This window comes from Shinella sp. BE166, assembly GCF_051201095.1.
Lineage (GTDB): Bacteria > Pseudomonadota > Alphaproteobacteria > Rhizobiales > Rhizobiaceae > Shinella > Shinella lacus.
Genome location: NZ_JBPEHL010000001.1, coordinates 514,295 through 526,002, shown reverse-complemented (window position 1 = coordinate 526,002; position 11,708 = coordinate 514,295). Strand labels below are relative to the sequence as shown.

9 protein-coding genes are annotated in these 11,708 nt (G+C 63.5%); 5 read left to right on the top strand and 4 right to left on the bottom strand.

Features of this window, described 5'->3' with window-relative positions; translation table 11 throughout:
* The first annotated feature begins 39 nt into the window (after positions 1–39).
* The 3 genes from J2Y63_RS02400 to J2Y63_RS02390 all read left to right on the top strand — a co-directional run bounded on the left by J2Y63_RS02400 (position 40) and on the right by J2Y63_RS02390 (position 3,989).
* Positions 40–1,641 (top strand): ABC transporter substrate-binding protein, encoded by a 1,602-nt coding sequence (locus J2Y63_RS02400; protein WP_435264751.1) that lies wholly within the window; start codon positions 40–42, stop codon positions 1,639–1,641.
* 54 nt (positions 1,642–1,695) lie between these two features.
* Positions 1,696–2,940 carry an aminotransferase class III-fold pyridoxal phosphate-dependent enzyme gene (locus J2Y63_RS02395; protein ID WP_435264750.1) on the top strand — a complete coding sequence of 415 codons (1,245 nt, stop codon included), beginning with the start codon at positions 1,696–1,698 and terminating at the stop codon, positions 2,938–2,940.
* 86 nt (positions 2,941–3,026) lie between these two features.
* A complete protein-coding gene (locus tag J2Y63_RS02390) occupies positions 3,027–3,989 on the top strand; it encodes an aminotransferase class IV (RefSeq protein ID WP_435264749.1) in 963 nt (320 codons plus the stop codon).
* Between the two features lie 4 nt (positions 3,990–3,993).
* Here J2Y63_RS02390 and J2Y63_RS02385 read toward each other — a convergent pair whose 3' ends face one another.
* Positions 3,994–4,893 carry a LysR family transcriptional regulator gene (locus J2Y63_RS02385; RefSeq protein ID WP_435264748.1) on the bottom strand — a complete coding sequence of 300 codons (900 nt, stop codon included), beginning with the start codon at positions 4,891–4,893 and terminating at the stop codon, positions 3,994–3,996.
* 96 nt (positions 4,894–4,989) lie between these two features.
* Between J2Y63_RS02385 and J2Y63_RS02380 the strand changes: the two genes are divergently transcribed.
* Positions 4,990–6,405 carry an aldehyde dehydrogenase family protein gene (locus tag J2Y63_RS02380; protein WP_435264747.1) on the top strand — a complete coding sequence of 472 codons (1,416 nt, stop codon included), beginning with the start codon at positions 4,990–4,992 and terminating at the stop codon, positions 6,403–6,405.
* Positions 6,406–6,450: 45 nt separating this feature from the next.
* On the opposite strand, the gene J2Y63_RS02375 is transcribed toward J2Y63_RS02380, so the two are convergent.
* From J2Y63_RS02375 to J2Y63_RS02365, 3 genes are all read right to left on the bottom strand, one after another.
* Positions 6,451–7,575 carry an ABC transporter ATP-binding protein gene (locus J2Y63_RS02375; protein WP_435264746.1) on the bottom strand — a complete coding sequence of 375 codons (1,125 nt, stop codon included), beginning with the start codon at positions 7,573–7,575 and terminating at the stop codon, positions 6,451–6,453.
* Between the two features lie 15 nt (positions 7,576–7,590).
* Complete coding sequence (locus J2Y63_RS02370; protein ID WP_435264745.1) at positions 7,591–9,315, bottom strand: ABC transporter permease; 1,725 nt, start codon at positions 9,313–9,315, stop codon at positions 7,591–7,593.
* Positions 9,316–9,380: 65 nt separating this feature from the next.
* Complete coding sequence (locus J2Y63_RS02365) at positions 9,381–10,373, bottom strand: ABC transporter substrate-binding protein (protein WP_435264744.1); 993 nt, start codon at positions 10,371–10,373, stop codon at positions 9,381–9,383.
* A 256-nt stretch (positions 10,374–10,629) separates the two neighbouring features.
* Between J2Y63_RS02365 and J2Y63_RS02360 the strand changes: the two genes are divergently transcribed.
* On the top strand, positions 10,630–11,682 hold the full coding sequence (locus J2Y63_RS02360) for an ABC transporter substrate-binding protein (protein WP_435264743.1): 1,053 nt from the start codon (positions 10,630–10,632) through the stop codon (positions 11,680–11,682).
* Positions 11,683–11,708: the final 26 nt, after the last annotated feature.

Genomic DNA, 11,708 nt, shown 5'->3' with positions numbered 1-11,708 from the left:
AGGGCAACCGCGGCCCATCAAACTGGAGGTATCCAACCGATGAAACGACTTCTTCTGTCGAAATCCAGACTGGCCTTTCTCACCCTCGCCCTCTCCGCCACCATGCTGGGCGGGCCGGTCCAGCAGGCGTCAGCGCAAGAGCGCGCGCTCGTCATCGCGCGTGACATGGACGTCAACTCGCTCGACCCGGCGCGCGCCTGGTGCGACACCTGCCAGATCTACAATACGTCGGTCTACGAGCAGCTCGTCACGCTCGACAAGGACAACAAGGTGCAGCCGCTGATCGCCTCGAGCTGGGAGGTCAACAAGGAACAGACCCAGCTGACCTTCAAGCTCGATCCGGCGGCAAAGTTCTCCGATGGTTCGCCGGTCGAGGCGAAGGATGTGAAATGGTCGTTCGAGCGGCTGAAGAACATCAAGGGCAACGGCGCCTTCATCGCCGATCCGATCAGCTCGATCGAGATCCCCGATGCGCAGACGGTCATCGTCAAGCTCGCCGCGCCGAATTCGGAGTTCCTCAACCAGGCAGCCGCCGGCTTCCTCGGCATCATCAACAGCGATGTCGCCAGCGAGAACGGCGCGCTTGCCGATGCGACGGCCGTCGACAAGGACACGTCGGAAAACTGGTTCCTCAGCAATTCCGCCGGCAGCGGTCCGTTCGTTCTGGCCTCCTACGAGCCGAATTCCGAGCTGCGCCTGAAGCGCAACGAGAACTACTGGCGCAAGGCCCCCGTCCTGCCGGAGGTCATCTTCCGCCAGGTGAAGGATGCCGTCGCGCAGGCGCAGATGCTGCAGTCGGGCTCGGCCGACATCGCCATGCAGATCGACCCGGAGACCGCCAAGACGCTCGAAGGCAGCGACGTCGTCGTGGAGAAGGTGCCGTCCTACAACTTCGTCTACATCGCCCTTTCGCCGGGCGCCAAGGCCAACACCGTCAAGCTGACGCCGGAAGTGCGCGAAGCGATCTCCATCGCCATCGACCGCACCTCGTTGATCGACTTCACCGTCGGCGGCGCCGGCCGGGCGATCGCCTCGCCGATCCCGCTCGGTTTCCCCGGCGGTGACGGCCACGAGATCCCCGCCTACAATCCGGATCGCGCCAAAGAACTGCTTGCCGCGGCCGGTGCGGGTGACGGCTTCACGCTGAAGTCGATCTATCCTGACATGAACGTCTATGGCGTCGATTTCTCGCTGATGATGCAGAAGATCCAGCAGGATCTCGCAAAGGTCGGCATCACGGTCGAGCTTTCGCCGGTTCCTTTCGCCAACTGGCGTGAGGCGGCAAACGGCGACCATATCCCGCTGACGGCCGTCTTCTTCGCGCCTGACTTCTTCGGCACCTCGCAATATGTCGACGTCTTCGGCCTGTCGGAAGGGTCCGTCTGGGCGAAGCGCGCCGGCGGCGAGGTCGATCCCTCGTTCATCAACGCGGAAACGGCGAAGCTTCGCGAACAGGCGCTTGCCGCCCCCTCCGCCGAGGAAGCGGAAAAGCTGTGGTTCGAGGCCGGTGAGCAGATGGCGAAGGCCCGGATCATCATCCCGATGGTCAGCCCGGACCTCATCCTGGCGCATAGCCCGAGCGTCAAGGGCGTCCGCTACAGCGCCTGCTGCAACCTGCCGCTCGCCGAAATCTCGAACTGATCGCCTAATCGGGAGGGGTGGAAACGCCTCTCCCGGCCACTATTGGAGAGCAAGATGACAGCGAGACTGCTGAACAGCCGCGACACCGAACTCCTGGAACGCGCCCGCCGCGTCGTGCCGAACGGTGTGTGGGGCCATATGGCGACCCGGGCGATCGGGCCGGACTACCCGCAGTTCTTTTCGAAATCGGACGGCTGCCGCGTCTGGGATGCGGACGGCAACGAATATATCGACTTCATGTGCGCCTGGGGGCCGAACGTGCTCGGCTACCGCCATGCCGAAGTCGACGCCGCCGCTCTGGCACAGATGGACAAGGGCGATATCGGCAACGGCCCCACGGATAAAATGGTGGAGCTGGCCGAACTGCTCGTCGATACGCTGGACCATGCCGACTGGACGCTCTTCCAGAAGAACGGCACCGACGCCACGACGGTCTGCGTCACCATCGCCCGCGCCGCCACCGGCCGCCGAAAGATTCTCGTCGCGCGCGGCGCCTATCATGGCGCGGTTCCGTGGTGCTCGCCGTCGCTCGTCGGCGTGACGTCGGAAGATCGCGCCCATCTCATCCTCTTCGACTACAACGACATCACGAGCCTCGATGCCGCAATCGCTGAGGCTGGCGACGATCTCGCCGGTATCCTGCTCACCGCCTTCAAGCACGATGTCGGCAAGGACCAGCATCTGCCGGAGAAGGCCTTCCTGGCCCACGCCCGCGCCGCATGCGACCGGACGGGTGCCGCCCTGATCCTCGACGACGTGCGCGCCGGTTTCCGGCTCGATGTGCGCGGAAGCTGGGCGCGCTACGGCGTGAAGCCGGACCTCGCGGCCTATTCGAAAGCGATCGCCAATGGCTGGCCGCTCGCCGCCGTCGCCGGTTCGGAGCGTTTCCGGGACGGTGCTGGAAAAATCTTCACCACGGGCTCCTTCTGGTATGGCTCCGCCGCCATGGCGGCTGCGGTCAAGACCGTGCAGATCCTGCGCGACAGCGATGCGCTGGCCCATACCGAAGCGATGGGCGAACGTTTCCGCGCCGGCCTTTCGAGCATCTCGGCCCGCCACGGCTTCACGCTCAGGCAGACGGGACCGGCGCAGATGCCGATGGTGCTGTTCGACGGCGACCAGGATCTGAGGATTGCCAACGCCTTCTGCGCGGCGGCCCTGCGGCACGGCATTTATCTCCATCCCAAGCACAACATGTTCCTGTGCGCCGCCCATACGCCGGACGACATCGACCGGGCGCTGGAAGCCGCCGACGGAGCCTTCGCCGACATCGTTTCCGCGGGCATCCTCGCGGCCTGAACCACGCTGCTTTCCAAGCCTCACGCGCCGTCCCTGCGGACAGTGCGTGAAGGCGCACGACCATATCCTTTTGAGGAGCGCGTAGCATGTCCTACACGGACCACATCTTCACGGACTATCGCCAGCGTGTTGAGGCGCTCGCGGCAAGCGACAACCCTTTCGCCAAGGGCATCGCCTACATTTCCGGCGAATACGTGCCGCTCGCCGAGGCGCGCATTCCGATCCTCGATCAGGGTTTCCTCCATTCCGACCTGACCTATGACGTCCCCGCGGTCTGGAACGGAAGGTTCTTCCGGCTCGACGACCATCTCGACCGCTTCGAGAAGAGCTGCGCACAGCTCCGGCTGAAGAGCCCGCTCGGCCGGCAGGAAATCCGCGACCGGCTGGTCGAGATGACGGCGAAGAGCGGCATCCGCGACGCCTATGTCATGATGATCGTGACGCGCGGCCTGCGCTTCGTCCGCCAATACGCCCCGGAGGAATGCGACAATTTCTGCTACCTCATGGTCATGCCCTATCTTTGGGTGATGGACGAGGCGACGCAGAAGACCGGCGGCACCGCCGTCATCACACGCACGGTGCGCCGCGTGCCGCCGGGCGCAATCGACCCGACCGTCAAGAACCTGCAATGGGGCGATTTCACCCGCGGCCTGCTGGAGGCGCGCGATCGCGGCGCGATGTATCCGATCCTGACGGATGGCGACGCGAACCTCACCGAAGGCTCCGGTTTCAACGTCATCCTGATCAAGGACGGCAAGCTCTACACGCCGAAGAAGGGCGTGCTGGAGGGCGTGACACGCAAGTCCGTGCTCGCCGTCGCCGAAAAGCTCGGCTACCCCTCGACGATCGACGACGTGCCCGTCGAACTCGCCTATCAGTGCGACGAGATCCTCTTCGTCACCACGGCCGGCGGCGTCATGCCGATCACGACGCTGGATGGCCAGCCGGTCGGCAATGGCGAGGTCGGCCCGATCAGCAAGGCGCTTTGGAAGGGTTATTGGGATGCCCATTCCGACCCGGAGCTGAGTTTCGCGATCGACTACGCCTGACGCTTCAATCCTGGTCGAGCGGCAGTGCCCGGACGAGGTCGATGAGGGCGCGCAGTTTTGCCGGGACGTGGCGGCGGCCGGGATAATAGAGGCAGAGGCCGTCATAGGGCGGCGTCCAGTCGTCCAGCATTTGCACGAGGCGGCCGGCGGCGAGGTGTTCGCGCACCGCGAAGTCCGACAGATAGGCAATGCCCGCCCCTTCCAGCACGGCATCCAGCATCAGCCCGCTTTCGTCGAGGATCAGCGGTCCCGGCACGTCGATCTCGACATTCTCCCCGTGGCGGGAAAACTCCCAGTGATAGATGCGGCCGCTCGCCATGCGCGCGCGGATGCACTGGTGATCTTTGAGATCGGCCGGCTGGCGCGGGACGTCCCGCCCCCGAAAATAGCCCGGCGCGCCGACGACGACCATGCGCGCCTGGCGCAGGATCGGTATGGCGATCATATCCGGCGGAACCGCCTCGGCCAGCCGGAAGCCGGCATCGAAACCCTGGCCGACGATGTCCACCAGAGCATTGTCCGTCACCACTTCCAGCGCCATGTCGGGATAGCGGCGGAGATATTCCAGAAGGAGCGGCCGCAAAAGCATGCGCGCGGCGCCCAGCGACGTGTTCAGCCGCAAGGTGCCGGTCGGGCGCGTCTGCGACACGGTCGCCCGCTCGACGGCGCTGTCTATGGCGGCGAGCGCCGGCGCGATCTCGGCCACGAAAGCCTCACCCGCAGCGGTCAGCACCACCGACCGGGTCGTCCGGTTGAAGAGCCGCACATCGAGGCGCGCTTCCAGCGTCGAGACGGCGTGGCTGAGTGCCGACGACGAGACGCCGAGTTCCCGCGCGGCGGCGCGAAAACCGCCGAGCCGCGCGATCGTCGTCACGGCCTCCAGTTCGGGCAGGCTGGCCTTCATTGCGCTATTCACCTTATCAAGCTGTTGGCGATTGCTGATCTTATCCTGATGATCGATCGGATGCATATCCTCCCTGTCAAATCAGGAGACCGCATCATGAAAGCCATTGAGCAGATCTATATCGACGGCGCCTTCGTCACCCCGCACGGCGCGGAGCGCTTCGACCTTTTCAATCCCGCAACGGAGGAAAAGATCGGCGAGGTCCGGCTCGGCGATGCCGAGGATGCGCATGCGGCGATCGCCGCCGCCAAGCGTGCCTTCCCCGCCATGCGCCGCACGAGCCCGGCCGAGCGTATCGAAATGCTGCACGCCCTGCGCGACGCCGTCGCGGCGAGAGCCGATGCGCTGACGGAAGCGATGGCCACGGAATATGGCGCACCGCAGTCTTTCCTCGCCTTCTCGGTGCCCTATGCCGCCGGGGTGTTCGAGATGGCGGCCCGGACGGTCGCGGACTATGCCTTCACCCGCCGCATCGGCAACACAGACGTGATCATGGAACCGGTGGGCGTCGCCGCCGCGATCACGCCGTGGAACAGCGACATCGGCTTCATCTGCTCCAAACTCGCCACGGCGATTGCGGCCGGCACGAGCATCGTCATCAAGCCCTCCGAGATGAGCGCGATCCAGACCCAGGCGGTGGTTGAGGCGCTGCACGCGGCGGGCTTGCCGCGCGGCGTGGTCAATATCGTCAACGGCTATGGTCACGTCGTCGGCACCGCGCTGACGCAGAGCCCGGATATCGCCAAGATCAGCTTCACCGGCTCCACCGCGACCGGACGGACCATCCTTCGCACCGCCGCCGAGACGTTCAAGCGCGTGACGCTGGAGCTTGGTGGTAAGGGGCCGCAGATCCTTCTCGACGATGCCGATCTGGACCAGGCGATCCCGCACATTCTCGCCTCGGCCTTCCGCAACAGCGGGCAGGCCTGCATCGCCGGCACGCGCCTGCTGGTTCCGGCCCATCGCTACGAGGAGGTGTCGTCACGCCTTGCCGCGGCCGTTTCCGGGTTGAGGGCCGGTCCCTCCAGCGACCCAGCGTCGGATATCGGCCCGATGGTCAGCGCCAAACAATGGGAGCGGGTACAGTCCTACATCCGGCTCGGCCAGGAAGAAGGCGCGACCCTGCTCGCCGGCGGCGAGGGCCGCCCCGAAGGTCAGGATCGCGGCTGGTTCGTGCGCCCGACGGTCTTTACGGGCGTGACGAACGATATGCGGATTGCCCGTGAAGAGATTTTCGGCCCGGTCCTGAGCGTCATCGCCTACCACGACGAGGCGGAGGCGATCGCCATTGCCAATGACACCGATTACGGCCTGCAATCCTATGTGCTGGGAACCGACGGCGATCGCATGCGCCGTGTCGCACGCGAGCTGGACGCCGGGCGCGTCGTGTTGAACGAGGCACCGATGGACCCGCGGGCGCCGTTCGGCGGCTTCAAGCACTCCGGCATCGGCCGCGAGTTCGGCGCCTTCGGCTTGGAAGCCTTCCTCGAACCGAAGGCGATCCTCGGCTGAGGGTCTGCGGCATGTCGCCCGACCGGGCGACATACCGGATCCTGCCTAGTGGAGGCTGGCGGTCCGGGATGCGGAACCGTTCAGGATGGCGCATTTCAACGGATCGACGGACATGTAGATCGTGCCGCCGACCGGCGTGCGGATCGACGGGTGACAGCGGGCGAGAAGCTCCACCTCGTTGACCATGATCTTGAAGTCGATGCATTCGCCGAGGAAAACCTTGGCGGAGACCGTGCCCTGGATCACCGTGTGGTTGTTGTCCGTCGGCGGCGTCTCGGAGAGGCGCAGGTCCTCCGGACGGATCGACAGCGATACAGCCGTGCCGACAGTCAGATCGTCCTTGCGATCGGCGGCAAGCGAGCCGATTGCGCTATCGACGATGTAGCCACGGTCGGAGCGGTCGCGAATGACGCCCTCGATGAAGTTCGTGCTGCCGATGAAATCGGCGACAAAGGCTGTCTTCGGGCGTTCGTAGATATCGCGCGGCGAGCCGATCTGCACGATCTTGCCCTGGTTCATCACGGCGATCTCATGCGACAGGGCCAAAGCCTCGCTCTGGTCGTGGGTCACGTAGATCGTGGTGATGCCGAGCTCACGCTGGATCTTCTTGAGCTCGAAACGCATCTTTTCGCGCAGCTTGGCGTCGAGGTTGGAGAGCGGCTCGTCGAGCAGCAGCAGTTCCGGTTCCATTACCAGCGCGCGGGCGAGCGCCAGGCGCTGCTGCTGGCCACCGGAAAGCTGCGTCGCCTGCCGTTCGGCGAGGTGATCCAGCGACACGGCGGCGAGCATCTTCATCACCTTGTCCTTGATCTCCTTTTCCGGCAGGCGCTTGCTGCGCACGCGAAGCGGAAAAGCGGCGTTCTCGAAGACACTCATATGCGGCCAGATCGCGTAGGACTGGAAGACCATGCCGAACTGGCGCCGGTTGGGGGCGATGAAGATGTTGGAATCGCCGGAAAAGACGACGCGGTTGCCGGCGGTGATGACCCCCGTCGTCGGCCGTTCCAGGCCGGCGATGGAGCGCAGTGTCGTCGTCTTGCCGCAGCCGCTAGGCCCCAGCAGCGTGAAGAGCCGGCCCTTGGGAACCGAGAAGTTGACGTCGCTTGCGGCGAGCACCGGTTTTGCCGATGGCGATTGATAGACGGTGCTCAGATTTTCGATGGTTAGCATGGCCTCACTCCCAGATTACATTCCCTTGACGCCGAAGCGCTTCGAAACCGATTGCACGAGCATGATGAAGCAGAAGAGCGCGGTGATCATCATCACGCCGAAGGCGGACAATTCCACATATTGGCCATTCTGCCAGAACTCCCAGATCATGATCGAGATGACTTCGTTGCCCGGGCTGTAGAGCAGGATCGAGCTCGACAGTTCCCGCACGGAGACGACGATGATGTAGATCCAGCCGGCCATGAGGCCCGGCTTCATCAGCGGCAGGACGACCCGGCGGAAGGTCATCAGCCAGGAGGCGCCGCTCATCGCCGCGGATTCCTCCAGCTCCTTGTGGATCTGCACCATGGACGTCGAATTGTAGCGCATGCCGTAGGGCAGGAACTTGATGACATAGGCCATCAGCATGATCCACAGCGTCGCATAGATGCCGATGTCGAAATTCAGGTAGAACACCATCAGCGACAGGCCAAGCACGATGCCGGGGAAGACCAGCGGCAGCGAGGCGAGCACATCGAGCAGCCAGCGGCCCTGGATCTTCGTGCGGATGGTGATCCAACAGATGATCGAGGTGAGCAGCATGACGATGGTGGCGCCACCGAGTGCGAGCTTCACGCTGTTCCAGACGGCCGTGTAGAAGCCCGGATAGGCGAGAACCTTGGCATAGGCATTGAAGGACAGGTGCTGCACGGCATTCCACGACGGCACCGAGTAATAGCGTTGCAGCGATGCCCAAAGCAGCACCAGGAACGGCAGCCCCACCACCAGGATGACATAGAGGATGAAGATCCCGCCGGTGAGATAGCGCCAGCGCCCGATATCGGCGACTCGCGGGCGAAAACCCTTGCCGGTGACGGTCGAATATTTGCTGCCCTGGTTCGACAGCCGCGACTGGTAGTAGATGCCGACGGAGGTGATCAAAAGCAGCACCACGGCATAGGCCGAGGCGAGCCCGATATTGCTCGGGTAGCTGTGCACCGCGTCGTAGATCGCCGAAGTGAAGACGCGCAGGCCGATCGGCAGGCCGAGAAGCGCCGGCACCTCGAAGGATTCGATTGCGCGGATGAAGAGGATAATGAAGGCGGCGAGGATAGCCGGCCAGGCAAGCTTCAGCGTGACCTTGAAGGCCGTCTGCACCACCGATGCGCCGCTCATCATCGCCGACTCTTCGAGCGACGGGTCCATGGAACGGAACGCCGCCGTCACCAGCAGGAAGGCGACGGGCGCATAGTGCAAGCCGTCGACCCACACCATGCCGGCCATCGAATAAATGTTGAACCAGCTGCCGAAGACCTTGTTGAGGATGCCGATCTGCGGGCTTGCCAGCATGATCCAGGACACGGTGAACAGGATGCCTGGAATGATCAGCGGGATGATCGACATGGCGAAGAACAGCGACTTGAAAGGCGTGTTCGTGCGCTCGTTCACCCAGGCGAAGAACGTGCCCACCACCAGCGCGAAGGCGGCGGTCAGGAAGGCGAATTGCAGCGAATTGCCCATGAGAACCAGCGATTCCGCGCTTTCGAACGCGGTTATGTAGTTCTCCATGGTGAGAACCGCCGGCTCCTGCATCGTGCCGGTCGAGTGGAAGCTCTGCCACAGCAGGAAACCGAGCGGAATGAGCGTCAGCCAGGCGACAACAAGGGTCGCTCCGCCAATGACGAACCATTTCGTATCGAGCCGGCGCATCACCCGGCCCGGCAGGCCCATGGCCTCGTTTGTCGGCGTCATCATCGCCATATCGTCCTCCTCCCAGTGGACAGGCCGCCCTCAGGCAGCGCACGTCGGCAACCCAATGGCTGCAATCAGATTACAAATGCGTCGAGCGTCTCCGGTGCGAAAATCTCCTCCGCGTCCAGCTGCCGCTTGGAAAGGCCCTGTTCGTAGGAGTAGCGCAGGAATGTATTGAGCACCTTCCGGTTCTTCTCGAAGCCGTTCGGCCAGAAATCCGCGCCCATCTCGCCTTCGGCTTCCTCGAAATGCGCCATCGCCCAGGGCAGCATGGTCTTGAGAGCGGCCGTCTCGCGCAGATCCTGATAGGTCTTGCGCTGCGACTGGTTGAGCGCCTTGAAGATCGATTGCGCGACCCAGCGATTGTTTTCGTAGATTTCCCGTCGGATCACAACCGTGTGCATGATCGGAAAGATGCCGGTGCGGGCATAATAGTCGCGCTCGATGCCGACATAGTCGGGAAAGAGGCGCCGCACCTTGCCGCTGCGGCAATTGAAGGTCGAGGGTTTGCGGGCCGTATAGAGCGCATCTATCTCGCCGTCGCGCAGCATGGCGGCGAGCGTCTTTTCGGGGCCGATCGGCTCCAGCTTGATGTTGTCCGGCAGCTGGATCTTGAGCTTCTCGCTGCGGTTCGGCGATTCCTCGCCGCCCGTATAATAGGTGACGCTGTCGACCGGCACGTTATATTCGTCCGACAGCACGCCGCGGATCCAGACCGGCGCCGTCATCTGGTATTCCGGGCAGCCGATGCGCTTGCCGATCAGGTCCTTCGGCTCGTTGATGCCGGCATCCGCGTTCACGTAGATCGATGAATGGCGGAAGTATCGCGACGGAAAGAACGGAATGGCGACGAAGGCGCGCTCGGGCTTGAACAGCGAGACGACATACGAGGACAAGGACATCTCGGCGATATCGAATTCCCGGTAGCGCAGCATGCGGAAGAAGGTTTCTTCGACCGGCAGGTTGAGGCTCGTCAGGTTGATGCCGTCGGGCTTGATCGAGCCGTCCATGACGCCACGCGTGCGGTCGTAATCCCAGCACCCCATCGTCAAACGCAAATCGGCCATAGTCGTCTCCTCACCATTTTTCATGAGCAATTGCGGGTCTCCTCGGTGTCCCGGCTGTCCTTCGAGTAGTCAAAATCAGCACCCGTGACCAAGAGTATTTTCATGGGGCAGAGCGCAGATATTTGCTGTTTTAGCCCCCATTCATTGTGTGTAGGGTCCGGCCACTCTCAACCACGACCCCGACGATCGGTCGGCCGGAAAGGGTGGGATCACAGGGCGCGAGGAGGAGACGTCGCGCCGACCAGGAGGAGAAAACATGACGATCAATAGACGCCTGCTGATGCTTGCGACCGCTTCGGCCATTGCGCTGGCAGGCATGGTTTTGCCGGCCGCTGCCCAGGATTCGACGCTTCTGACCTCGACGGCGCCCGACCGTGACGCCAAGCTCGAGGAGGCCGCCAAGGCCGAGGGCTCGCTGATGCTCTACACCTCGATCGCCCAGAAGGACGTCGACCCGCTGGTCCGCCCCTTCGAGGAGAAATACGGGATCAAGGTGACCGTGTGGCGCGCGAGCGGCGACGACGTGCTGCAACGCGTCGTGCAGGAACAGAAGGCCGGCCGCGCAACGGTGGACCTGATCCATATCAGCGCGCCGGAAATGGAGGCGCTGCAACGCGAAGGCATCTTCCAGAAGATCGTCTCGCCGCATTTCGCCGAGCTGCTTCCGGGCGCCGTGCCGGCGCACAGCGAATGGGTCAGCACGCTGCTCTCCGTCTGGGTCCAGGGCTACAATACGGACCTCATCACCAAGGAAGAGCTGCCGAAGACCTATGAGGACTTGCTCGATCCGAAGTGGAAGGGCAAGCTCGGCTACGAGGTCGAGAACATCGACTGGTTCTCCACCGTCGTCGAGACGATGGGCGAGGAAAAGGGCCTGGAATACTTCCGCAATCTCGTGCGGACCAACGGTCTTTCCATCCGCAAGGGCCATTCGCTTTTGAACAATCTGGTGGTTGCCGGCGAGGTCCCGATGGGCCTGACGATCTACAACTACATGCCGGTGCAGGCGAAGAACGACGGCGCGCCGATCGACTGGTTCGCCCTTGAGCCGGCCGTCGCCCGTTCGAACGGCGCTGGCGTCGTGAAGACCGCGCCGCACCCGAACGCGGCCGCCCTCTTTACCGAGTTCATGCTGACGGAGGGACAGGCCATCCTGGTCGGGCTCAACTACGTGCCGACCTCGACCAAGGTCAAATCGCCGCTGGAAGGCGTCGAGATCAAGATCGCCGACCCGGCGGACAAGCTCGACAATGCCAAGAAGTGGCAGCCGCTCTATGATCGCATCATCGTGCGCGGGAATCCGGACTGATCGGGACGAACCAGACAATGAAAAGC

Bases quoted from the DNA above. Each gene is read 5' to 3' on its own strand.
- J2Y63_RS02400 (WP_435264751.1), top strand. From the start codon at position 40: ATGAAACGACTTCTTCTGTCGAAATCCAGACTGGCCTTTCTCACCCTC.
- J2Y63_RS02395 (WP_435264750.1), top strand. From the start codon at position 1,696: ATGACAGCGAGACTGCTGAACAGCCGCGACACCGAACTCCTGGAACGC.
- J2Y63_RS02390 (WP_435264749.1), top strand. From the start codon at position 3,027: ATGTCCTACACGGACCACATCTTCACGGACTATCGCCAGCGTGTTGAG.
- J2Y63_RS02385 (WP_435264748.1), bottom strand. From the start codon at position 4,893: ATGAAGGCCAGCCTGCCCGAACTGGAGGCCGTGACGACGATCGCGCGG.
- J2Y63_RS02380 (WP_435264747.1), top strand. From the start codon at position 4,990: ATGAAAGCCATTGAGCAGATCTATATCGACGGCGCCTTCGTCACCCCG.
- J2Y63_RS02375 (WP_435264746.1), bottom strand. From the start codon at position 7,575: ATGCTAACCATCGAAAATCTGAGCACCGTCTATCAATCGCCATCGGCA.
- J2Y63_RS02370 (WP_435264745.1), bottom strand. From the start codon at position 9,315: ATGGCGATGATGACGCCGACAAACGAGGCCATGGGCCTGCCGGGCCGG.
- J2Y63_RS02365 (WP_435264744.1), bottom strand. From the start codon at position 10,373: ATGGCCGATTTGCGTTTGACGATGGGGTGCTGGGATTACGACCGCACG.
- J2Y63_RS02360 (WP_435264743.1), top strand. From the start codon at position 10,630: ATGACGATCAATAGACGCCTGCTGATGCTTGCGACCGCTTCGGCCATT.